A 26145-nucleotide genomic window follows, 5' to 3' on the forward strand; every position below is an offset into this window, starting at 1 on the left:
CTAAGCCTGGGGAGTGCGGGCGTTCAGCACGCGGGCGATGTGGGCGAGTGCGTCGGGCGAGGTCATCCGCCAGTGAGTGGCCGGGACGGCGTGGTTCTCCAGCACGCCGTCGATGGCGTCGGTCCAGCTGGAGATGCCCCAGTCACCGCTCGGATCGTCCAGCGCGGCATGGAAATACACCAGGTCGCCCTTGAAACGGCGGGGCCGGTAGGCGCCGATGAGCGGGAAGGCCGCGTACGCGCCGTCCACGATCCGGGCGATCCGATCCGCGCCGACCTCCGATTCGGCGTCGACCAGTCCGGCGGCTTCGCCGAGCAGGTCGGCCACCGGCACGGCCGACTCGACGTCGACGTCGCTCTCGAGGGAGCTGTCCAGCATGGCCAGCGTCGCGACCTCCTGACCGTCGTCCTGGAGCCGCACCGCCATCGCGTGGGCCAGCACACCGCCGAGCGACCAGCCGAGCAGGTGGTACGGGCCCTCGGGCTGCACCGCGCGGATCTCGCTCACGTAGCGCGCCGCCCACTCCTCGATCGAATCCGGCAGCGGCACATCGGCGGCCAGGGTCGGCGACTGCAGGCCGTAGATCGGGCGGTCCTCCGTCAGGTAGGGGGCCAGCCCGGCGAACGACCAGGAGATGCCGCCGACCGGGTGGACGCAGAACAGCGGTGCGCCCGTGCCGGACGGCCGCAGCGGCAGCAGGACGCCGAACGCGGCCTCCGTGTCGATGCCACCCGGCGCGCTCAGCGGTCCGGCGAGTTCGGCGGGCGTCGGCGCGGCGAAGACCAGCACGACCGGAACCTGCTGGCCGAGTGCTTCCCCGAGCCGGGTCGCCAGCCGGACCGCGAGCAGGGAGTTGCCGCCCAGCTCGAAGAAGTTGTCGTCCAGGCCGACCCGGTCCACGCCCACGACCTCCGCGAACACCGCGCACACGGTGGTCTCGATTTCGGTTGCGGGGGCACGGTATTCGCGCGGGGCGAAGTCCGGTGCGGGCAGGGCGGCGCGATCGACCTTGCCATTGGCGTTGCGCGGCACCGCGTCCAGGCACACCAGCGCCTCGGGCACCATGTAGCTGGGCAGCAGTCCGGCCAGCCGCGAGCGCAGCTGGGTGGCGTCGGCCTCGGCGGCGATGCTGAAGTAGCCGACCAGCCGCGCCGCGTCACCGGCGCCGTCGACGACCACGACCGCGTCGGTCACGCCGGGCTGCGCGCGCAGGGCGTGCTCGATCTCGGCCAGCTCGATGCGGTAGCCGCGCACCTTCACCTGGAAGTCGCGGCGCTCCACGAACTCCAGGACGCCGGCGTCGGCGGACCGCACCCAGCGCACCAGGTCGCCGGTGCGGTAGAGCCGCGAACCGGCCGGGCCGAAGGGGTCGGCCACGAAGCGTTCCGCCGTCAGGTCCGGGCGGTCGTGGTAGCCGCGGGCCAGCTGCGCGCCGCCCAGGTACAGCTCACCGGCGACGCCGACCGGCACCGGCCGCAGCCGGTCGTCGAGCACGTACACCCGGTTGCCCGCCTCCGGCGTGCCGATCGGCACCACGGCCTGGCGGAGCTCGGCGTCGGTGCGGAATCGGGTGACCGACACCGCCGCCTCGGTCGGGCCGTACAGGTTGTCGATGCGCGCGCCGGTCGCGGCCCGTGCGCGCCGGAGCGTCTCGGCGGGCAGCGCCTCACCGATGACCAGCAGGCGGCGCAGTGACGCGGGCAGCCCGCCGGTTCCGGCGACCTCCGCCAGCATGGCCAGCAGCGACGGCACCAGGGTGAGGGTGGTGACGGACTCGCGGCGGATCTGGTCGAGCAGTCCTTCCGGATCGTGTTGCGCGCCTTCGGAGGCCAGCACGACTCGGGCCCCGGTGCGCAGCGCCCACCAGAGTTCCCACACCGACAGGTCGAAGGCCGCGGAGGTCATCCACAGCACCGAATCCCCCTCGGCGAGGGCGTATTCGGACTGCATCCAGTCCAGCTGGTGCGCGACCGCCGCGTGCGGCAGGGCCACGCCCTTGGGCTTGCCGGTGGAGCCCGAGGTGAAGATCACGTAGGCCGGGTCGGCGGGCGAGGGCAGGGCGCGGCGCTCGTCATCGCGAATCGCGGTGCCCGGCAGGGTGGGATCGTCGGCGAGCGCGACATCCAGCACGGTGGTGGCGGCCGGCAGCGCGTCCGGCAGCGTCATGCGCCGGGCGGCGCTGGTGAGCACCACGGCCGGCGCCGCCGTCTCGAGGACCATCGCGGTGCGCTCGATCGGGTGGGCGGGGTCCAGCGGGACGTACGCACCGCCCGCCCGCACCACCGCGTACATGGCGATCAGCAGTTCGATGCTGCGCGGAAGCGCCAGCGCCACCAGCGTTTCCGGGCCGACGCCCGCGCCGAGCAGGACCCGGGCCAGCCGGTCGACCCGCTCGGCGAAGTCGCGGTAGCTCAGCGCCCGGCCCTCCTCGACGACCGCGAGAGCGAACGGCGTGCGCCGCACCTGGGCGTCGAACTCGTCGAGCAGCCCGCGCGCCGGGAATCCGCTGTCGGCCGCGTTCCAGGACCGCAGCAGGCGTTCGGATTCCGTGTCGCCGAGGATGTCCACGTCCCCGATCGGGCCGTGCGGATCGGCGATCACGCTCGCCAGCAGCCGCTGCAGGCGTTCGGCGAATCCGGCCACCGTGACCTCGTCGAACAGGGCGGTCGCGTAGGTCATGGTCGCGGTCATGCCGGCCGGCGCGCCGTCGGCGTCGTAGCGGTCCATGACCACCAGGTGCAGGTCGAACTGCGAGACGTCGGTGTCGAATTCGATGGCGCCGACCCGCAGCCCGTCCAGGTCGAAGGCCGCCCGGTCCTGGTTGTGGAAGGAGAAGCCGACCTGTACCAGCGGGTGCCGCGCGGTCGAGCGCTCCGGGTTGAGCACCTCGACCAGTCGCTCGAAGGGCACGTCCACGTGATCGAAGGCGGCGACGTCGCGGGCCCGGACCCGTCGCACCAGGTCGGTGAAGCTCTCGGCCGGGGCGACCTCGGTGCGCAGCACCAGGGTGTTGACGAACATGCCGACCAGATCGTCCAGCGCCGCGTCACCGCGGCCGGCGACCGGGGTGCCGACCGCGATATCGGTGGTACCGGTCAACCGGGACAGCAGGGCCGCGAAGGCCGCGTGCACGGTCATGAACAGCGTCGCGCCGCCGGAGCGACCCAATTCGGCCAGGGCCGCGTGGGTTTCGGCGTCGAGGGTGAAGTCGACGCGGCGGCCGTCGGTGTCCAGCACCACCGGCCGGGGCCGGTCGGCGGGCAGGGTGAGCAGCGGGGGCAGTCCGGCCAGGGTCTCGGTCCAGAAGCCCAGCTGCCGCGAGACCAGCGAGGCCGGATCGTCCTCGGAGCCCAGCAGTTCGCGCTGCCAGACCGCGTAGTCGGCGTACTGCACCGGCAGCGGCGTCCACGCCGGGGCGGCGCCGGACTTGCGCGCCGCGTAGGCCGTCATGACATCGCGGGCCAGCGGCACCAGCGAGCTGCCGTCACCGGCGATGTGGTGCATCACGACCACGAAGACGTGGTCCTCGGGGGCCAGCTGGAACAGCGCCGCCCGCAGCGGCACCGCGGCGGTGACGTCGAAGCCCTGGCCGATCACCTCGAGCACGGCCGCCATGACCGTCTCCTCGGTGACCGGAATCGCTTCCAGCGCGGGGAGATCCGTGGCCGCCGTGGCGGGCAGCACCACCTGCACCGGACCCGACTCGGTCTCCGGGTAGACGGTGCGCAGCACCTCGTGCCGGACCACCACGTCGGCGATGGCGGCGGTCAGCGCCGCCACGTCCAGCGGTCCGGTCAGGCGGATGGGGAGCGGGATGTTGTAGGCGGTGGAGTCGGGATCCAGCCGGTTCAGGAACCACATGCGCTGCTGCGCAAGGGAAACCGGGACCGGTCCGGTGACGGTCCGGGGCAGCAGCGGCGGGCGGGCCGGAGCGTCCGGGTCGGCCGCGAGCACCGCCACGGCCAGCGCCTCCACGGTCGAGTGCTCGAACACCGCCCGCACCGGCACCTGCACGCCGAACGCGGCGCTCAGGCGCGCGGCCAGCTGAGTCGCGGTGAGCGAGTTACCGCCGAGCGCGAAGAAGTCGTCGGCGAGGCCGACCCGCTCCGCGTCCACGGTGCCGAGCACCGCGGCGACCACCCCGGCGACCGTGCGCTCGGCGTCGGTGCGCGGGGCCCGGAACTCGACGGTGCGGAAAACCGGCTCCGGCAGCGCCTTTCGATCCAGCTTGCCGACCGGGTTGAGCGGGACGGCGTCCAGCACCATGACCGACGCGGGCACCATGTACGCGGCCAGCGAGCGGCCCGCGTGGGCCACCAGCTCGTCCACGTCGACGGTGTGGCCGGGCGCGGCCACCACGTACGACACCAGCGCGACCGCGCCGGCGGCGTCGGTGTGGCCGAGGGTGACGGCGAATTCGACCGACTCGTGCGCGGTCAGCACCGCGTCGATCTCGCCGAGCTCGATGCGCAGACCGCGCACCTTCACCTGATGGTCGGCGCGGCCGACGTATTCGAGCCCGCGGCGGCCGTCCGCCCGCGCCGTCCAGCGCACCAGGTCACCGGTGCGGTAGAGCCGCTCGCCCGGCGCGCCGTACGGGTCGGCCACGAAGCGTTCGGCCGAGAGTCCCGGCCGCGCATGGTAACCGCGGGCCACGCCCGGACCGTTCAGGTACAGCTCACCGGTCACGCCGGCCGGGACCGGCCGCAGCCGGGCGTCCAGCACGACCGCCGTCATGCCCGCGGTCAGGGCGCCCAGGACCACCGGCTCGCCCGGCAGCATCGGGGCGCCGATATTGGAGGTGATTGTGGTCTCGGTCGGACCGTAGGCGTTGTGCACGGCGCGGGCGCCGGTGGACCAGCGGGCCACCAGCTCCGGGCCGAAGGACTCGCCGCCGATCGCCAATTCGCGGAATTCCGGCAGCCGCTCCGGATCGAGCGTCTGCAGGACGGCCGGGGTGATGAAGGCGTGGGTGGCGCCCTCGGCGGCCATCAGGTCGGTGAGCTCGGCGCCGCCGAACACCTCGGGCGGGGTGATCACCAGGCGCGCGCCGACCGGCGTGGCCATCAGGATCTCCAGCTGATAGGCGTCGAAACTCGGCGAGGAGACCTGCAGGACGCGGGCGTCGGCGCCGAGGCGGTACCGCTCCCGCTGCGAGATCGCGACGCCCGCCACGCCGGCGTGGGTCGCGACGACGCCCTTGGGCAGGCCCGTGGAGCCGGAGGTGTACACCATCCAGGCCGGGTTGGACACCCGGACCGGGCGGCGCAACTCGCCGGGCACGATCGGGGTCGCGTCGAATTCCCGCATGGTGTCCAGGAATTCGGGCGCGTCGATGACCAGCCACTCGGCAGTGCCGGGCAGCCGGTCCCGGCTCGCGGCGACGGTCAGGCCGAAGGTCGCGCCCGAGTCGGTCAGCATGTGCTCGATGCGGTCGGCCGGATAGTTCGGGTCGACCGGGACGAAGGCGGCGCCGGTCTTGGCGACCGCCCACACCGCCAGCAGGGTGGTGTCGGACCGCGGAATCGCCAGGGCGACATAGTCTTCCGCTCCGAGACCGCGGTCGATGAGCACGCGGGCCAGGCGCGAGGACTCGGCATCCAGTTCGCGGTAGGTGAGCTCCCGGTCCCGGTACCGCGCGGCGATGTTGTCCGGGAAGCTCGCGGCGGCCTCGGCGAGGACCTCCCCCAGGGTGCGCAGCGTGACCGGCTCGGTGCCGGACCGATCCAGCAGTCCCGCGCGTTCCGACGGGGACATCAGGTCGATCTCGCCGATCCGCACGGTGGCGTCGGCGGCGATGGCGCCGAGCACGCGGCCCAGACGGCGCAGCAGGCCGGCCGCGGTGGCCTCGTCGAAAAGATCGGTGGCGTAGTTCAATTCGATGGCCAGGTGGCCGTCGACGTCGGGTTCGTCGGAGATGGTGAACTGCAGGTCGAACCGGGCCACCCGGTGTTCGAAGTCGACCGGCTCCAGCACCAGGCCGGGCACCGCGTAGGTCTGCGCGCCCAGGTTCATGTAGCTCAGGACCACGGTGAACAGCGGGTTGCGGGCCTGCGTGCGCGGCACGCCGAGGGCCTCGACCACCTGGTCGAACGGGACCGTCGCGTGGTCGAAGGCGGCCAGGTCCGCTTCGCGGGTCTGGGCCAGCAGCGCGTCGAATCCGAGGCCGGGTTCCGGCCGGGTGCGCAGCGCCAGGGTGTTGACGAACATGCCGACCAGATCGTCGAGGGCGGCATTGCCGCGGCCCTCGAGCGGGGTGCCGATGGTGATGTCGGACGTTCCCGACATCCGGGCCAGCAGCACGGCCAGCGCGGCGTGCCACACCATGAACGGGGTGACGCTGTGCGCCTCCGCGATTCGCTTGATGGCGGCGGCCAGGCCGCCGTCCAGGCGCGCCTGGACTCGCGCGCCGCGGCCGGAGGCGACGGCCGGGCGGGGCCGGTCGGTCGGCAGCGGCAGTTCCTCGGGCACATCGGCCAGCGTCTCGGTCCAGTACGCCAGCTCGCGCGGGCCGGACTGTTCCAGGGCGGCGCGCTGCCAGAGCGTGTAATCGGCGTACTGCACCGGCAGTTCGGTCCACACCGGGGCATGGCCCGCGGCGCGGGACAGGTAGGCGGTGATGGTGTCGCGCAGCAGCGGATCCTGCGACTGGCCGTCACCGGCGATGTGGTGCAGCACCACCACCAGCACGTGGCTGTGCGCGGATTCGCGAATCAGCGCGGCGCGCACCGGAACCGTGGTGGTGACGTCGAAGCCGCGCGCCACGAAGCTCTCGATCCAGGAGAGGTCGGCGGCGTCGGCGCCGGTCCGCATCTCCAGGGTCGGCAGCGCGCTCTCGACGGGCAGGACCAGCTGGTAGCCGACGCCGTCCGCGTCGGCCGGGTAGATGGTGCGCAGCGACTCGTGGCGGCCGATCACGTCGGCGAAGGCGGCGCTCAGCACGCCGGTGTCGAGCTCGCCGGTGACGCGGACGGCCGCGGGCACGTTGTAGGCCGCGGATTCCGGGTCCAGGCGGTTGAGCAGCCACATCCGAGTCTGGGCCAGCGACAGCGGGATTCGCTCGGGGCGCGGCATGCGGCGCAGCGGCAGGCGCTGCCCGGCGCCGCGGATGCGGGCCGCCAGTTCGGCCACGGTCGGCGCCTCGAACAGCTGACGGACACTCAGCTCCGCGCCCAGCGCGGCATTGGCGCGCGCCACCAGGCGCATGGCCAGCAGCGAGTTGCCGCCGCGCGCGAAGAAGTCGTCGTCCGCGCCGATGGTGACGCCGCCGAGCAGATCGCCGATCAGGGCGGCCAGCGTGGTCTCGGTGCCCGGCGCGGGCGCGCGGTAGGCGACGGTGGCGGCCGTGAATTCGACCGGGGGCAGGGCGTTCCGGTCCAGCTTGCCGACGCTGGTGAGCGGCATCTCGGCCAGCACCGCCAAGTGGGCGGGCAGCATGTAGGAGGGCAGTTGGGTGCGGGCGTGCTCGAGCACGGTCTCGGCGTCGAGTCCGGCGCCGGACACGTAGCCGATCAGGCAGTCGGTCCCGGCGGTGTCGCGGGCCAGCAGCACGACGGCGTGTGCGACGCCGGGCGCGGCCATCAGCGCGGCCTCGATCTCCCCCAGCTCGATGCGCTGACCACGCAGCTTCACCTGGAAGTCGTTACGGCCCACGTACACCAGGTCGCCGGCGCGGTTCCAGCGCACCAGGTCGCCGGTGCGGTACATGCGCGCGCCGGGCACCCCGAACGGGTCGGCCACGAAGCGGTCGGCGGTGAGCCCGCCCCGGCCCTGGTAGCCGCGGGCCAGCTGGGCGCCGGCCAGGTAGAGCTCGCCGATGACGCCGGTCGGCACCGGGCGCAGCCGGGCGTCGAGCACGTAGGCGCGGGTGTTCCAGTTCGGGCGGCCGATGGCGACCTCGAAATCCGGGTCGGCGTCGGAGAATTCGTGGTAGATGGTCGAAATCGCGGCCTCGGTGGGGCCGTAGGCGTTGTGCACCGAGCCGCTCACCAGCTCGCGCAGCTTGCCGAGCAGTTCGACGGGCAGCGCCTCGCCACCGGTGTGCAGGTGCCGGAACGAGCGCAGCGCGTCGCCGTGGCCCTCCGCGACCAGGGCCGCCAGCACCGACGGCACGTGCTCGGCGATGGTGACGCCGAACTCGCGCATGAGCCCGGCCAGGTAGTCCAGGTCCTGGTGGCCGCCGGGGCGCGGAATCACCAGGGGCGCACCGACCATGGCGGGCAGGAAGCACTCCCACACCGACACGTCGAAGGCCAGCGGGGCGCGCTGCATGATGCGGTCGGCGTGCGTGACACCGTAGCGCTCCTCGAGCCAGCGCAGCTGGTTCGTGATGGCGCGGTGGCTGGTCGCCACGCCCTTGGGCAGGCCGGTGGAGCCGGAGGTGTAGAGGACGTAGGCGAGATTGTCCGGGCGCAGCGCGCCGCGCCGGTCCGCGTCGGTGATCGGCTGGTCCGAAAGCTCCTCCAGGGCACCGGATTCCGACAGCTCACTGACGTCGACGACGCGCACGCCGTCGAGTGCGGGCAGTTCCGCGCCGCCGACGGTGAGCACCAGGGTGGCGGCGGAGGTGCCGAGGACGTGCGCGATGCGGTCGGCCGGATGCGACGGATCGACGGGCACGTAGGCGGCGCCGGCGGCCACGACGGCGTGCAGGGCCACCACCATGTCGATCGAGCGCTGGGCGGTGACGCCGACGATGTCGTCCGGGCCGACGCCCTGCGAGATCAGCAGGCGGCCCAGGCGGTTCACGCGCCGCGCCAGGTCGGCGTAGGCGACGCGCTCACCCTCGAAGACGAGCGCGTCCGCGTCGGGATCCTGCGCGGCGCGGGCGTCGAGCAGCCCGGCCAGGGTCTCGGCGGGCAGCATCCGGGTGGTGGCATTGCGATCGACCAGCAGCACACCGCGTTCGGCGCGGGCCATGATCTCGACACCACCGGCGGGGGTGCGGGGGTCGGCGAGCAGGGCGCGCAGCACCCGCTCGTAGGTGTCCTGGAAGGCGCCGACGGTCTCGGCGTCGAACAGGTCGGTGGCGTAGGTGATGTAGACCTCGATGCCGGCGGGCGCGCCCGCGGCGTCGGTGGTCTCGGCCAGGGTCCAGTCCAGGTCGAACTGGGCGGCGGTGGCGTCGACGGTGAGCGCCTCGATGGCCAGCCGGTTGAGGCGGATGCTGGGCCGGGTGTGGTTCTGCAGCGTCAGGGTGACCTGACACAGCGGCGAATGCGCCTGGGAGCGCACCGGATTCACCGCGTCGACCAGCATCTCGAAGGGGACCACGGCGTGCTCGAAGGCGGTCAGGTCGGTGTCGCGGACCTGGGTGAGCAGCTCCGACAGCGGCGCGTCCGGGCGCACCTCGGTGCGCAGCACCAGGGTGTTGACGAACATGCCGACCAGGTCGTCGAGGGCCTCGTCACCGCGGCCGGCGACCGGGGTGCCGATGACGATGTCGCCGGTGCCGGACAGCCGGGCCAGGGTGACGGCCAGGGCGGTGTGCAGCACCATGAACGGCGTCACCCGGCGGGCGGCCGCGAAATCCAGGACGGCGGCGTGCAATTCGGCATCGAAGCGGCCGCCGAAGCCCGCGCCGCGGCCGCTGGCGACCGCCGGGCGGGGACGGTCGGTGGGCAGGGCCAGTACGTCGGGCACCCCGCGCAGCCGGCGGGTCCAGTGCGCCAGCTGACGGGCCAGCACCGAGTCCGCGTCGTCGGGACCGCCCAGGGCGGCACGCTGCCACAGCGCGAAATCGGCGTACTGCACCGGCAGCGGCGCGAAGTTGGGGTTCTCCCCCGCGCAGCGGGCCACGTAGGCGTTGGCGATGTCGCGGGTGAGCGGGCCGAAGGACCAGCCGTCGGCGGCGATGTGATGCACCACCATGACCAGCAGATAGGCGCCGGGTTCGTCGGTGAGCTCGAGCAGGCGGACCCGGAAGGGCACCTCGGCGGTCACGTCGAAGGCGGTGCGCGCCACCGCTTCCACCAGGCCGGGCAGCTCGGCGGCCGCGACCGGTTCGGGCACCAGGTCGATCAGGCGGGTGCCGACGGGCAGGATCAGCTGGCTGGCCTCGCCGTCGTGCTCGGGATAGATGGTGCGCAGGGTCTCGTGCCGGTCCACCACATCGGCGACCGCGGCCTGCAGGGCCTCGAGATTCAGTGCGCCGGTGAGCCGCAGCGCGAACGGGATGGTGTATCCGTCCCGGTTGTCGAAGCGGTTCAGGAACCACATGCGCTGCTGCGCGATGGACAGCGGGATGCGGTCGCCGCGCTCCTGCACCGAGACCGGCGGCAGCTCGACGACGGTCTCGGCGTCGGCCGCGGAGATCCGGGCGGCCAGGCCCGCGACGGTGGCGTCCTCGAAGATGGCGCGCAACGGGATCCGCACGCCCGCGGCCTTGCCCAGCCGGGCCACCAGCTGGGTGGCGATGAGCGAGTTGCCGCCCAGGGCGAAGAAGTCGTCGTCGGCGCCGGCCCGCTCGACCCCCAGCAGGGCGGCGAAGACCTCGGCGACGATCCGCTCCTCGGGACCGGTGGGGGCGCGGAAGGCGGAGGCGGCGGCCGACGGCGCGGGCAGCGCGGCGCGGTCCAGCTTGCCGGAGGCATTGAGCGGGAGGGCGTCCAGCGGCAAATAGACGGCGGGCACCATGTAGGCCGGAAGCCGCTGCGCCAGCGCCGCTTTCAGTTCGAGGGGCGAGATCTCCGCGCCCGGCGCGGGCACCAGGTAGGCGACCAGCTGTGGGTCGGCGTCGCGGCCGGAACCGCGCACCACGACTGCCGCCTGGGCGACCGGCGCCAGTTCGGCGAGGGCGGACTCGATCTCACCGAGCTCGATGCGCAGGCCGCGCAGCTTCACCTGGAAGTCGGTGCGGCCCAGGTATTCCAGTTCACCGGTGCCGAGCCACTTGACCAGGTCGCCGGTGCGGTACATGCGCTCGGAGTCACCGAAGGGGTTGGCCACGAAGCGATCCGCGGTGAGGTCCGGGCGCGCCACGTAGCCGACGGCGAGCTGATTGCCCGCGAGATAGAGCTCACCTGCGATGCCGACCGGAACCGGCCGCAGCCGCGAATCCAGCACGTAGACCTCGGTGTTGAACACCGGGCGGCCGATCGGCACCGAGTCGATGTCCGCATCGGTGACCTCGTGGTAGGTGACGTCGACGGCGGCCTCGGTGGGGCCGTAGAGGTTGTGCAGCTCGGCGCCGGTCAGCTCCCGTAGTCGGTGCGCGGACTTCGGCGACAGGGCCTCGCCGGAAGCGAAGACCATGCGCAGGCTCTGTCCGATTTGCCCCTCCGCTTCGCTCCGGAGCGGGTTCGCGGCGCTGGAGGTCGCGTTCTTCCCTCCCTCCGCTCCTCCGCTTCGCTCCCCCGCTCCGCTCAGTCCAGAACGCGACGCGCCGCGAACCACCGGGGTTTCTCCGGCCCGACTCTCGAGCTCCGCCACGAACACCGCCAGCATGGACGGCACGAAGTGGGTGACCGTGACCCCCTCGCGGGCGATGATCTCCGCGAGCTGGGCCGGATCCCGGTGCGCGTCCGGTCGCGCCACCGCGAGCGTGGCGCCGATCTGCAAGGGCCAGAAGAACTCCCACACCGACACGTCGAAGGTGGCCGGAGTCTTCTGCAGCACCACGTCGTCCGCGGTCAGGCCGTACTCGGCCTGCATCCACACCAGGCGATTGACGATGGCCGCGTGCGACACGGCCACACCCTTGGGGCGGCCGGTCGAACCCGAGGTGAAGATGACGTAGGCATTGTTAGAAGCGCGCAGCGGCAGCATGCGATCCGCGTCGGTGAGCGGCTCGTCGGAGAATCCGGTCAGATCCAGCAGGTCGATCCGCACCTGCGCGACATCCAGCCGCAGGTCCTCGCCGGCGGTCAGCACGGTGACCGGGTCGGCGGTGTCGAGGATGTACTCGATGCGCTCGGCCGGGTGGTCCGGGTCCAGCGGCACATACGCGGCGCCGGCGGCGGCCACCGCGTACATGCCGACCAGCAGGTCGAGGGAGCGGCGCATGCCCAGGGCCACGAAGGAACCCGGGCCGACGCCCTCGCCGATCAGCCAGCGCGCCAGCCGCCGCACGCGTACGGCGAACTCGGCGTAGGACAGACCAGTGCCCTCGAAGGTGAGGGCGGTCGCGTCGGGGGTCTGCGCCACCTGGGCCTCGAACAGCGACACCAGCGTGATGGCGTCGTCGCCGGGCAGGTCGAGCCTGGCGGCGGTGTCGTTCCACTCGTGCAGGATCCGAGTCCGCTCGGCGGCGTCGAGCAGGTCGATGTCCCCGACCCGCACGGCCGGATCGGCAGCCACGGCCGCCAGCACCCGGCGCAGGCGCTCGGCGAGGGCGGCGGCGGTGGCGGCGTCGAAGAGTTCGGTCGCGTAGCGCAGGTTGCCGGCCAGGCCGAAGCGCGGGGAGGCGGAGTGCTGTTCTCCCAATTCGCCGACGACCAGGTGCAGGTCGAATTTGACGGTGGGGTCGTCGATCTCGACGGGGGCCACGGTCAGCCCGGGCAGGGCGAAGGACTGGGCGCCGCCCATGCGGTCCGCGTCGGTGAAGGTCAGCATGACCTGGGCCAGCGGCGGCGCACCGGTGGTGCGGTCCACGGCCAGGGCGTCGACGATGCGCTCGAAGGGCAGTTCGGCGTGTGCGAAGGCGGCCAGGTCGGCGGTGCGCACGCGGCCCAGCAGGTCGGTGAAGGACAGCTCGTCCTCGACCTGGGTGCGCAGCACCAGGGTGTTGACGAACATGCCGATGAGAGCGTCGAGTTCACGTTCGCCACGGCCGCCGATCGGCGAGGCCACGGCCACGTCGGCGGTGCCGCTGCTGCGCGCCAGCAGGGCCGCGAAGGCGGCATGCACGACCATGAACATGGTCACGCCATTGGCCCGGGCCAGCTCCCGCAGGCCGGCGGCGACGGTCTCGTCGATCGAGAACGCCACGGAGGCACCGGTATTGGCGGGCGACGCGGGCCGGGGGCGGTCGGCCGGGAGCGCCAGCTGCGGCGGCAGGCCCGCCAGCGTGGTGCGCCAGAAGTCGAGCTGCTGGTGGGCCACCGAGCCGGGTTCCCGGTCGTCGCCGAGCAGTTCGTGCTGCCAGAGGCTGTAGTCCGCGTACTGCACCGCCAGCGGCTCCCAGCCGGGCTCGGCGCCGGCGAGGCGGGCGGTGTAGGCGCGCATGAGGTCGGTGATCAGCGGCGTCAGTGAGAGGGCGTCGGCGGCGATGTGGTGCACGACCACGGCCAGCACGTACTCCGGGTCCGTGGTCTCCTCGTCGACCACGAAAAGCCCGATGCGCGAGGGCAGTTCGGCGGTGACGTCGAATCCGGCCGAGGCGAAGGCGGCGAGCGCGCCGGTCATCTCCGCGGCGGCCACCGGGACCGGGCTCAGGCTCAGACCGATGTCCGCCACATCCAGAATGTGCTGGTAGGGACCGGATTCCGAGTCAGGGTAGGTGGTGCGGAGGGATTCGTGGCGGGCCAGCACGTCCAGCGTCGCCTGTTCGAGCGCCGCGATGTGCAGCGTGCCCCGCAGACGGAGGACGATCGGCAGGTTGTAGACGCTGTGCTCGCCGTCCTCGGCCTCGATCCGATTCAGGAACCACAGGCGCTGCTGGGCGGGCGAGAGCGGAATGCGGTCCGGGCGCGGGCGCGCGGCCAGCACCGGCCGGGCGGCGTCGGGGTTGGCGGCGACCAGCGCGGCGGCCAGGCCCTCGACGGTGGAGGCTTCGAAGAGCAGGCGCACCGGCACCCGGGCGCCGAGCTCCGCGCCGATGCGCGAGGTCACCCGGGCGGCGTCGAGCGAGCTGCCGCCGAGGGCGAAGAAGTCGTCGTCCAGGCCGACCCGCTCGGCGGTCAGCACCTCGGCGAACACGGCCGCCACCAGTCGCTGGGCGGCGTCGACGGGCGCGCGGAAGTCCTTGGCGCGCAGCTCCGGAACGGGCAGCGCCTTGCGGTCCAGCTTGCCGCTGGAGTTGAGCGGCAGTTCGGGCAGCGCCATCAGGGCGGTCGGCACCATGTACGGGGGCAGCACCCGGGTCAGGCCGTCGCGCAGGGTCTCCGGGTCCAGCTCGACACCGGGGGCCGCGACCACGTAGCCGGCCAGGTAGTCGCCGGAGTCGGCGGCGATCAGCCGCACCGCGGCCTGCGCCACCTCGGGCGCCAGCAGCAGGGCGCTCTCGATCTCGGCCAGTTCGATGCGCTGGCCGCGGAACTTGATCTGGAAGTCGAGGCGCTCGAGGTAGACCAGCTCGCCGTCCTCGGTCCACTTCACGAGGTCGCCGGTGCGGTACATGCGCTCGCCGGGGCGGCCGAAGGGGTTGGCCACGAAGCGATCCGAGGTCAGGTCGACCCGGCCGTGATACCCGCGGGCCAGCTGCACGCCGGCCAGATAGAGTTCGCCCGGCACGCCGATGGCCACCGGGTGCAGGCGCGAATCCAGCACGTACACCTGGGAATTCCACTCCGGCTCGCCGATCGGCACCGTGAGGGTGTCGGAGCGGTGCGCCTCGCGGAAGGTGATGGACACGGCCGCCTCGGTGGGGCCGTAGAGGTTGTGCACCCCGGCGTCGCTGACCGCCCAGAACGCGGTGACGGTCTCCGGCGGCAGCGCCTCGCCGATCACGAAGACCTCGCGCAGCGAGTCGAGTTCGCCCGCCTCGGCGTGCGCGGCGAACACCGCGAGCATGGAGGGCACGAAGTCGGTGAGCGTGACCTGGTGCCGGGCAATGGTTTCGGCGATGTAGCGAGGGTCGCGGTGGCCGTCGGGGGTGGCGACCACCAGGGTCGCGCCCGCGCGCAGCGGCAGGAAGTAGCCCCACAGCGAGACGTCGAAGGTGGTGGCGGTCTTCTGCAGGTAGATGTCCTGACCGCGCACCCCGTACTCGGCTTGCATCCAGGCCAGCTGGTTGGCGATGGCGCGGTGGGTGACCGCGACGCCCTTGGGCTTGCCGGTGGAGCCGGAGGTGAACAGCACGTAGGCCGGGTGCTCCGGATGCAGCACGGCGCGCCGCTCGCGGTCGCCGATCTTGGCCGCGGAGTACTCCGCGAGGTCCAGCTCGTCGAGGTGGTGCAGTGGCACGTCGACGTTTTCGGGCAGGGTGAAGCCATCGCGGCGGGTGGTGAGCACGGCGTGCGGGCCGGCGGTGGCGAGGATGTGGCCGATGCGTTCGGCCGGGTGGGCCGGATCCACCGGCACGTACGCGCCGCCCGCGCGCAGCACGGCGTACATGGCGACCACCAGCTCCACCGAGCGGGCCATGGCCAGCACCACCAGCGATTCCGGGCCCACCCCGGCCTCGATGAGGTAGCGCGCCAGCCGGTTCGCGCGCTCCGAGAACTCCTTGTAGGTGAGTTCGGTGTCGCCGAAGACCAGGGCACGGGCGTTCGGGGTGCGGGCCGCCTGCCCGTCGAAACCCTGGTGCAGGAACTGGTCCGGGACCCGGGAGCCGGTGGCGTTCCAGCTGGAGGTGACGTAGTCGCGCTCGCCGGCGTCCAGCAGTTCGATATCGCCGACCGGCACCGCGGCGTCGGCGGTGGCGGCGCTCAGCAGGCGGGTGAACTTGGCGGCGAACTCGCGCACCGTGTGTTCGTCGAAAAGGTCGGTGGCGTAGGTGTATTGGACCCGGTAGCGGTCGCCGTCGGAGACGACGGTCAGCTGCAGGTCGAACTTGGCGATGCCCGGATCGAAGTCCAGTTCCTCAGCGGTCAAGCCCGGCAGCGCGGCGGTGAGGTCGCCGAGGTTCTGCATGAACAGCGCGACCTGGAACAGCGGGTGGCGGTTGCGGGCGCGCGCCGGATTGAGCACCTCCACCAGGCGCTCGAAGGGCACGTCGCGGTGGGCGAAGGCGCGCAGATCCCGGTCGCGCACATGGGCGATCAGGTCGGCGAAGGAGTCCGCGCCGCGCACCGAGGCGCGCAGCACCAGGGTGTTGACGAACATGCCGACCAGGTCGTCGAGGGCCTGATCGCCGCGCCCGGCGACCGGGGTGCCGATGGCGATGTCGCCGGTGCCCGAGAGCCGGGCCAGCACCGCGGCCAGCGCCGCGTGCAGCACCATGAACGGGGTGGCGCGGTGGGCGGCGGCCACCGCGTCGACGGCGGCGCGCAGGTCGGCGTCGAGCACGGTCTCGAACGAGGTGCCGCGGAAGGTGGACACGGCCGGGCGCGGACGGTCCGAAGGCAGGTCGATCTGGGCGGGCAGGTCCGCGAGTTCGCTTGCCCAGAAGGCGATCTGGCGGGCCGACACCGACTCCGGATCGGCCTCGTCGCCCATCCAGGCGCGCTGCCACAGGGCGTAGTCGGCGTACTGCACGGCCAGCGGCTCGTAGGAGGGTCGCTGGCCCGACTGCCGGGCCACGTAGGCCATCACCAGGTCGCGCACCAGCGGTCCGATGGACGCGCCGTCGGCGGCGATGTGGTGGGCCACCACCACCAGCGTGTGGTCGCCGGGGCCCGAGCGCAGCAGCCGGGCGCGCAGCGGCACCTCGGCGGTGACGTCGAATCCCTGTGCGGCCAGCGCGAGTACGGTCGCGGCCAGCTTGTCCTCGGGCACCTCGCGCGGGGTCAGGTCCACCGCGGCGGCGGGCAGCACCACCTGGGCGGGACCCTGATCGGCGGCCGGGTAGTAGGTGCGCAGCGACTCGTGCCGCTCGATGACGTCGGCGAAGGCGGCCGCCAGCGCCGTGGTGTCGAGCTCGCCGCGCAGGCGCAGCGCGAACGGCATGTTGTCCACCGCCGACGGATCGAAATCATCGGCGGCCGGGTCATATTCGCTGCGCGCGAAGTGGTTGAGGAACCACATGCGCTGCTGGGCGGGTGAGAGCGGAATGTGGTCCGGGCGCGGACCGGCGGTCAGCGGCGGCCGGGCGCCCGGGCCGGCGCCGGCGCCCAGCTCCGCCAGCGCGGACACGGTCGGGCGCTCGAAGAAGTCCCGCACGTCGACGGTGACGCCGAGCGTCTCCCGGATCCGGGCGATGGCGCGGGTGGCGATCAGCGAATTGCCGCCCAGGGTGAAGAAGTCGTCGTCCGCGCCGACCACCGAGAGGTCGAGCAGGTCGGCGAAGATGGCCGCGACCGCCACCTCGGCGGGGGTGGCCGGGGCCCGGTAGGCGGTGGCGGTGTCGGCGAAGACCGGGTCGGGCAGCGCGCGCCGGTCCAGTTTGCCGTTCACGTTCATCGGCATGGCGGCCAGCGGCACCAGCAGCGACGGCACCATGTACTCGGGCACGTGCGCCCGCACGGTGGAAAGCACTGCGGCACTGTCGATCTCGGCGTCATCCGCAGCGACCACGTAGCCGACCAGCGCCTGCTCGCCGTTGGGGCGGGTGTGCATGAGCACGGCCGCCTGCGCGACCGCGGCGTCGCGGCGCAGCGCGGACTCGACCTCGCCGAGTTCGATGCGCAGGCCGCGCATCTTCACCTGGAAGTCGCTGCGACCCACGTACTCCAGCTCGTCCGGGCCGCCGTCCACACCGGAGACCCAGCGCACCAGATCGCCGGTGCGGTACATGCGATCGCCCGAGGGGCCATCGGGATTTGCCACGAACCGTTCCGCGGTCAGCCCCGCGCGGCCCACATAGCCGCGGGCCAGCTGCGTGCCGGCCACATACAGCTCGCCCACCACGCCGACCGGCACCGGGCGCAGATCCGCGTCCAGGACCAGCAGTTCGACATCGTCGCCGGGGCTGCCGATCGGAATGGTGTCGACATCGGCGGCGGTGACCTCGTGGGTGGTGGCCAGCACGGTGGACTCGGTGGGACCGTACGCGTCGAACAGGGTCGCGCCGCTGACGCTGCGGAAGTCAGCGGCGGTGCCGACGGGGACGGTCTCGCCACCGGTGAGCAGATAACGCAGGGAATCTGGCAGTTCCTCGCCCGCGCCCATGACCTCGCCCATCAGCGCGGACAGCATCGACGGGACGAAGAACGCGGTGGTGACCCGGGATTCGCGAATGACGCGCACCAGGTAGGCGGGGTCCAGGTGGCCGTCCGGGGTGGTGATGACCAGCCGCGCCCCGGTCTGCAGGGGCCAGAAGATCTCCCACACCGACGCGTCGAAGGTGGTGCTGGTCTTGAACAGCACCGCGTCGTCGGCGGTGATCCGGAACTGCCGCTGCTGCCACCGCAGGAAGGCGATGACGGCGCGGTGCGGGATGGCCACGCCCTTGGGGCGGCCGGTGGAACCCGAGGTGAAGATGACGTACGCGAGATTGTCCGGACCCGGCTGCGGCAGCTCCGGATCGTCGGCCGGGGACAGCAGCCGGTCACCGTCCATGCCGTATTCCCGTGCGTTGCGCTCGAATTCGTCGATGCGCAGTACCGGCGCCGCGATGTCGAAGGCGGGCTGGTCGGCCGTGGTGGTGAGCACCACCGCGGGCTGGGCCACCTCGAGTACGTAGGAGGTGCGCTCGGCCGGGTGGTCCGGATCGACGGGCACGTACGCACCGCCCGCCTCGAGGATGGCGAACATGCCGACCATCAGCTCGAAGGAGCGGCGCACCGACAGCGCCACCAAAACGTCCGGGCCGACGCCCAGACCGCGCAGGTGCCGGGCGAGAACCGTGACGCGGGTGGCGAATTCGGCGTAGGTGAGGGTCGCGCCCTCGAACTCCATGGCCACCGCGTCGGGGGTGCGCTGCACCTGGGCGCGGAACTGCGTGCTGAGGGTCTCGATCGGGGCCAGCTTCGGGTCCAGGACGTCGGAGGCGACCAGCACGGCGTCGTCGACCAGCGCCTCCAGGGCCGCGGTCAGGCCGCCCGCCTCGCCGCTCATGAGTCCCGGCAGCTGGCCCGACACCACCACCTGCATGAGCGCCTCGGGTTCCAGCGCGCCGCCCATGGCCTCGCTGAGCATGGCGATCTCCGAGGCCAGGGCGCCGTAGGCGACGGTGTCGCCCGCGTCCCGCAGCGCTATTCGGTCCGCGTCCAGCTCGGCCACGACGGCGATGAGACCAGGTAGGTCGCCCACGCCGTAGGCCCGGCGCAAGGCCGTGACCCGTCCGTTCCGGCTGGTGGCGATCGACTCTGCGTAGTGCATCAGAGGCTTCCTTCCGACGTGCTCTCCGAGCGAAGAACCAGGGCCTGCGCGTCCGCGGTGAGCGTGCTCAGGGCCTGTTGGAGTCCGGCCGCGCCGAGAGCGGCCAGAATGCCGGGTACCAATCCGGCGAGTGCCACGTTCACCAGCGCCTCCGGCTTCGCGGCGGCGCCCATGGCGCGGGCGGTGACGGCGATCTTCTCGGCGAGATCCCGATAGGTGACGGCATGCTCGCCGTGCGTGAGGGCGACCGTCTCGGGCGCGACCGCCGCGGCGGCGGCGAGCAGGGCGGGCAGATCGGCCGGCTGCTGTGCCGACGCTTCGACCTTGACCGTTCCGGCGGGGCGGCGGGTGCGTTCCGCCTCGGTGCGAATGTCGATGTCGCGCACCGGCGCATCCGGAGCGGCCACCACGGTGTGCAGCACCAGCAGCAGGCGCTGCGCCAGCAGCCGCACGCTGTCCGCGCCGAAAATGTCGGTGGCGTAACCGAATCGCATGTCCAGGCCCACCACGCGGCCGGCGTCGTCGTGCCGCTCGATACCGGTGAGCTGGAGGTCGAACTTGGCCTCGGTGAGCTCCGGATCGAGCGCCTCGACGGTGAGACCCGGCAGTGCCGCCGAGACCGGCGCCATGTTCTGGAAGGCGAAGGCCACCTGGAACAGCGGGCTCACCGACGCCGATCGAGCCCGGCCGGTGGCGGCCAGCACGGCCTCCACCACGCGCTCGAACGGGACATCGGCCTGCTCGAACGCCGCCAGATCGCGGTCGCGCACCTGCCGCAGCAGGTCCGTGAAAGCGAGCTTGCCGTCCACCTCGGCGCGCAGCACCACGGTGTTGACGAACATGCCGATCAGGTCGTCCAGCGCCCGCTCGCCGCGACCGGCGAGCGGGACGCCGATCGAGATGTCGCGCTGGCCGGACAGTTTGGCCAGCAGCACCGCGAAGGCGGCGTGCACGACCCCGAACAGGGTGGCGCCGTGCGCGCGGGCCAGCTCCGAGAGCCGCTCGACGGTCTCCGCGTCGACCGCGAAATCGACCGTCTCGCCGAGCATCTCGCGCCGGGCCGGCCGCGGGCGGTCGGTGGGCAGCGCCAGCTGCTCGGGCGCGGAGGCCAGCTCGTCCACCCAGAAGCGCAGCTGCCGCGACAGCAGGCTGTCCGGGTCGGCGTCGGAGCCGAGCACCCGGCGCTGCCAGGCGGCGAAGTCGCCGTACTGGATCTCCAGCGGCGCCCAGGCGGGCGCGTCCCCGGCCAGGCGAGAGGTGTAGGCCAGCACCAGATCCCGGGTCATGGGCAGCACCGAGTAGCCGTCGGCGCTGATGTGGTGCAGCACCACCAGCAGCACGTGATCGGCGGGACCGAGTTCGAACAGGGTCACCCGCACCGGCGGCGCGACGGTGACATCGAAACCGGCGGTGACCGCCTCGACCAGACGGGCCTGGATCTCGTTCTCCGGCACCGGGATCGTGGTGAGTTCGCCGTCGAGGTCACCCAACTCCAGCACCACCTGCACGGGCTCGCCGTCGATCTCGGGATAGCGGGTGCGCAGAATCTCGTGACGCTCCAGCACATCCCGCAGGGCGGCGGTGAGCGCGACCTTGTCGAGCGCGCCGGTGAGCCGGACGGCGGCGGGCACGTTGTAGGCGCCCGACTCCGGGTGCAGGCGGTTGAGCACCCACATGCGCTGCTGGGCCAGCGACAGCGGGGCCGGGCCCGCGTCGGTGCGGCGGGTCAGCGCGGGCAGCAGCTCGGCCGGGTCGGCGGTGGCGATCCAGCCCGCCAGCCCGCCCACGGTCGGGGCCTCGAACAGGGCCGAGACCGGCACCCGCACACCGAGATCCGAACCCAGCCGGGCGGCCAGGCGCGTCGCCATGAGCGAATTGCCGCCCAGGGCGAAGAAATCGGTGTCCAGGCCGATCGCTCCACCGCCCTGCGCTTGTGCGCCCTCGGCCGCGCCGATGACCTCCGCGAAGCCCGCCGCGACGGCCCGCTCGAGCGGGGTCACCGGCTCTCGGTAGGCGGCGACGGCGAAGACCGGTTCGGGCAGCCGGGCCCGGTCCACCTTGCCGTTGGTGTTCAGCGGCAGGGCGTCCAGCACGACCAGCGCGGCCGGGACCATGTAGCTGGGCAGCTCCGCGGCGAGCGCGGCGCGCAGCGCGGCCGACACCTCGTCACGCCGCTCCGGGTCCGTGCCGGGGACCGCGGCGTAGGCGACCAGGCGGGCGCCCGCGTCCGCGGTGGTGCGGGCGACGGCGACCGCGGCGCTCACGCCGGGCTGCCGGTACAGCGCGGTCTCCACCTCACCGAGTTCGATGCGGAAACCACCGATCTTGACCTGGAAGTCGGCCCGGTCGATGTACTCGAGCGCGCCGTCCGCGCGCCAGCGGACGATATCGCCGGTGCGGTACATGCGCCCGCCCGCGAACGGGTCCGCGACGAAACGGTCGGCGGTCAGCGCCGGGCGGCCGTGATAGCCACGCGCCAGCTGAGCGCCCGACAGGTACAGCTCGCCGGGCACGCCGATCGGGACCGGCGAGAGGCGGGCATCGAGCACGTAGACGCGGCTGTTCCAGGCGGGCGAGCCGATCGGCACCGCCTGCCGGTGCCGCTCGCGCACCTCGTAGGAGGTGATCGAGACCGCCGCCTCGGTGGGGCCGTAGAGGTTGAAAAGGCGTGCGCCGTCGGCGTTCTCGGCGTGCCGGTCGAGGAACTCCGCGGCCGTCGCGGCGGGCAGCGCCTCACCGATGGCCAGCACCGCGCGCACCGAGGCGGGCAGCGGACCGCCCGCCAGCAGCATGCCCAGCAGCGAGGGCACCGGGTGCAGGACGGTGACAGCGTGGGTGTCGATCAGGGCGCGCAGGCGGTCGGGATCGCGTTCGTCGCCCGCCGCGGACACCACCAGGCTGCCGCCGGTGGTCAGCGTGGACCAGAACTCCCACACCGACAGGTCGAAGGTGGCGGGGGTCTTCAGCAGCGCGCGGTCGCCCGCGTCGAGCTCGAAAGTGGCGCGCAGCCAGCGCAACTGGTTGACGATGGCCGCGTGCGGCACCGCCACGCCCTTGGGCAGGCCGGTCGATCCCGAGGTGAAGATGATGTACGCCGGGTGCTGCGGGCGCAGCGGGCGGACGCGCTCACCGTCGGTGATCGGGGCGGCGGACAGGCCGGACAGCTCCAGCCGGTCCACCTCGAGCACCGGGACCGTGGCCGGGAACGGCACGCCGTCGGCCGCGGTAGTGAGAACCACTGCCGGAGCGGCGGTTTCGACGATGTAGGCGATGCGGTCGGCCGGGTGGTCCGGGTCGATCGGCACATACGCGCCGCCCGCCTTGACCACCGCGTACATGGCGACCACCAGATCGATGCCACGCCGCATGGCGAGCACCACGCCGGTCTCGGGGCCGACGCCGGCGGCGATGAGCCGCCGGGCCAGCCGGTTCACCCGGGCGTCGAATTCCGCGTAGGTGAGCCGTGTTCCAGCGCCGTCCAGCAGGGCGACCGCGCCCGGCGCGACCGCCACCTGGGCGTCGACCAGATGGGCCAGGGTGGCCGGGGCGAGCTGGTGCGCGGTCGCGTTCCAGTCGTGCAGGATGCGCTGCCGCTGGCCCGCGCCCAGCAGATCGATATCGCCGATGATGGTGTCCGGCTGCACCGAGACGGTTTCCAGCAGCCGGGCCAGGGCGGCGGTGAAGCGCTGCGCGGTGCCCTCGGTGAACAGGTCGTGGGCGTAGCCGAGGGTCAGCTCCAGCCCGGCGGGCGCGCCGGTCTCGGTGTAGTGGTCCACCGCGAACAGGTGCAGATCGAATTGCGCCACGTGGGTGTCGAATTCGACCTCCGACACGGTCAGGCCGGGCAGTCGCAGCTCGGCGCGATCGTGGTTCTGGAAGGACAGGCCCACCTGGACCAGCGGGTGCCGGGCGGTGGAGCGGGCCGGGTTGAGCACCTCCACCAGTCGTTCGAAGGGCACGTCGGCATTGCCGAAGGCGGCGATGTCGCCGGAGCGCACGCGGCTCAGCAGGTCGGTGAACGGTTCGCCGCCGTCGGTGCGGGTGCGCAGCACCAGCGTGTTGACGAACATGCCGATCACGTTGTCGAGGGCGGCGTCGCCGCGGCCCGCGATCGGGGTGCCGACCGCGATGTCGGTCGTGCCCGACAGCCGCGACAGCAGGGCCGCGAAGGCGGCGTGCACCACCATGAACAGGGTCGCGCCGCGACGGCGGCCCAGCTCGGTGAGACCGGCGTGCAGCTCGGCGTCGAGCGGGAGCCGGATATAGCTGCCGCGCAGGCTCTGCCGCGCCGGACGCGGGTGGTCGGCGGGCAGTTCCAGCTGGTCGGGCAGACCGGCCAGGGTTTCCCGCCAGAAGGCGAGCTGGCCCGCAGCCACCGACTCCGGATCGTCCTCGGAGCCGAGCAGGGCACGCTGCCACAGCGCGTAGTCGGCATACTGCACGGCCAGCGGCGTCCACGACGGCCGGGCACCGGACAGGTGGGCGTCGTAGGCGACCATCAGGTCACGCACGAACGGCACCACCGAGGAGCCGTCGGCCGAGATGTGGTGCAGCACACCGGCGAGCACGTGATCACCGGTGGGCGTGCCCTCGGCGTCGACCACGCGCAGCAGCAGCACCCGCACCGGCACGTCGACGGTCACGTCGAAGGTGGTGGTGGCGAACTCGGTGATCCGGCCCACCAGCTCGGCCTCGGTCAGGTCGACCGGTTCGAGCTCCGAAACCACCTGCGCTCCCGCAGGCAGAATCACCTGCGCGGGCCCGTCCGCGGTCTCCGGGTAGACGGTGCGCAGGGTCTCGTGCCGTTCCACCACCGCGGCGAAGGCGGCCTCCAGCGCGGGGGCGTCCAGCTCGCCGGTCAGGCGCAGGGCGAGCGGGATGTTGTAAGCCGTCGACGTGGGATCGAAGCGGTTCAGGAACCACATGCGCTGCTGGGCCGGCGAGAGCGGCAGGTGCTCGGGGCGGGCGCCGGCGGCCAGCACCGGACGCTTCGGCCCGTCGGCCTCGGCCTGCACGCGGGCGGCCAGCGCGGTCACGGTGGGCGCCTCGAACAGGGCGCGCACGCCGACCGTGGTGTCGAACAGGGCGCCGATGCGGGCGACCGCCTTGGCCGCGAGCAGCGAGGAGCCGCCGAGGGCGAAGAAGTCGTCGTCCGCGCCCACCCGCTCGATGCCGAGCAGGTCGGCGTAGACGTTGGCGATGAGCTCCTCGGCGACGGTCGCCGGCTGCCGGTACCCGGTGCCCTCGAAGACCGGGGCGGGCAGGGCCGCGCGGTCGAGTTTTCCGTTGACGGTCAACGGGATCCGGTCCACGAGCACCACCGCGGCGGGCACCATGTGCTCGGGCAGCTCCTGGGCGACGAAGGCGCGCAGGTCGGCGGTGGACGGGGCCGAGTCCGCGGCCGGGACGACGTAGCCGACGATGCGGGAGGCGTCCACCGCGGCGTCGTGGCGCACGATGACCGCGGCCTCACGCACCCGCGGATCCCGCAGCAGCGCGGCTTCGATCTCGCCGAGCTCGACGCGGAAGCCGTGCAGGTTCACCTGCTGGTCGATGCGACCCAGGTACTCGAGATCGCCGGTGGCGGTCCAGCGCGCCAGATCGCCGGTGCGGTAGGCGGATTCGCCGGGAGCGCCGTACGGGTCGGCCACGAAGCGGCCGGCGGTGAGCGCCGGGCGGTTCAGGTAGCCGCGCGCCAACTGCCCACCGGAGACATAGATTTCGCCGGGGACGCCGACCGGGACCGGGCGCAGCCGCGAATCCAGCACGCGCACCTTCAGACCCGGCAGCGCGCCGCCGATGACGCTGGCGGAGCCGGTGTCCGGAGTGATCGGGCGGTAGGACACGTGCACCGTGGTCTCGGTGATGCCGTACATGTTGATCAGCGCCGGGGTCTGCGGGTGGCGGGCGAACCAACCGGCCAGCCGCTGCGGTTCCAGCGCCTCGCCACCGAAGATCACATAGCGCAGCGCGAGCTCGGAATCGACCTCGGCGTCGGCGGAGATCAGCTGGTAGAACGCCGACGGGGTCTGGTTGAGGACGGTCACGCCCGCGGTGGCGAGCAGTTCCCGGAACTGCTGCGGCGAGCGCGAGGTGAAGTAGTCGACCACCACCACGCTGCCGCCGTACAGCAGCGCGCCCCACAGCTCCCAGACCGAGAAGTCGAAGGCGTAGGAGTGGAACATGGTCCACACATCGGCGGGCCCGAAACCGTAGTGCCCCTGCGCGTTGTCGAACAGGCGGATGACATTGCGGTGCGGGACCACCACGCCCTTGGGGCGGCCGGTGGAACCGGAGGTGTAGATGACGTAGGCGGTGTCGGCCGGGCGCAGCGGCGCGCGCCGGTCGCGGTCGGTGACCGGGGTCGCGGCGTAGCCGTCGAGGTCGATGGTGTCGAGGCAGACGACCGGTCCGCCGAACCAGCCGGCCGGCAGCTGGGCGTCGCCGCTGCTGATCGCGCACACCGGGCGGGCGTCGTCGATCATGTACTCGATGCGGTCGGCCGGGTAGTTCGGGTCGATCGGCAGGTAGCCGCCGCCCGCCTTCACCACGGCCAGCAGCGCCACCGCCAGGTCAGCGGTGCGCGGAAGCGCCACGGCCACCAGGGATTCCGGGCCGACACCGGCCGCGATGAGGTAGCGGGCCAGGCGGTTGGAACGGGCGTCGAGCTCGGCGTAGCCGAGGGTCACATCGCCGGCGCGGACGGCCGGGGCCGCCGGGTCGAGAGCGGCCGCGGTCGCGAATCGGTCGGCGAGCGTGGCGAACTCGGCCACATCGGGACCGGTGCTCGACCACTCGTGCAGGACCCGGGCGCTCTCCTCGCTGCTCAGCAGCTGGATGTCGCCCACCACCACGGTGTGGTCGGCGGCCACCGCGGCCAGCACCCGGCTGAACCGGCCCGCCAGCTCGGCGATGGTGCCGGCGTCGAAAAGCTCACTGGCGTAGGTGATCTCGATGTCCATACCGCCCGCGCGCCCGTCCTCGGCGTGGGTCTCGAGCACGGTGAACTGAAGATCGAACTTGGCGACGCCGGAGTCGAGGGTCTCCGGGCGCACCCGCAGTTCCGGCAGTTCCACCGTGGGCAGCGCGTAGTTGTGGAAGGTCAGGGCGACCTGGAACAGCGGA

The 26145-nt window shown here is 72.6% G+C and carries 2 protein-coding genes (1 of these 2 only partly in view); both read right to left on the reverse strand.

Translation table 11 applies throughout. The features are described 5' to 3' along the window. Nucleotides 1-19020 carry a non-ribosomal peptide synthase/polyketide synthase gene (locus ON33_RS26160; protein ID WP_040861746.1) on the reverse strand — a complete coding sequence of 6340 codons (19020 nt, stop codon included), beginning with the start codon at nt 19018-19020 and terminating at the stop codon, nt 1-3. Beyond that, on the reverse strand, nt 19020-26145 hold the end of the coding sequence (locus ON33_RS26165; protein WP_083869312.1) for a non-ribosomal peptide synthetase. It continues 10994 nt past the right edge of the window; only the last 7126 of its 18120 coding nucleotides appear in the window; its start codon lies off the right edge, out of view; it ends in the stop codon at nt 19020-19022. The genes ON33_RS26160 and ON33_RS26165 overlap by 1 nt, the downstream gene beginning before the upstream one ends.

The organism is Nocardia niigatensis NBRC 100131 (genome assembly GCF_000308655.1).
Classification (GTDB): Bacteria; Actinomycetota; Actinomycetes; order Mycobacteriales; family Mycobacteriaceae; genus Nocardia; species Nocardia niigatensis.

Excerpts from the sequence above, each read along its gene's own strand:
- ON33_RS26160 (WP_040861746.1), bottom strand. The coding sequence starts at position 19,020 with ATGCACTACGCAGAGTCGATCGCCACCAGCCGGAACGGACGGGTCACG.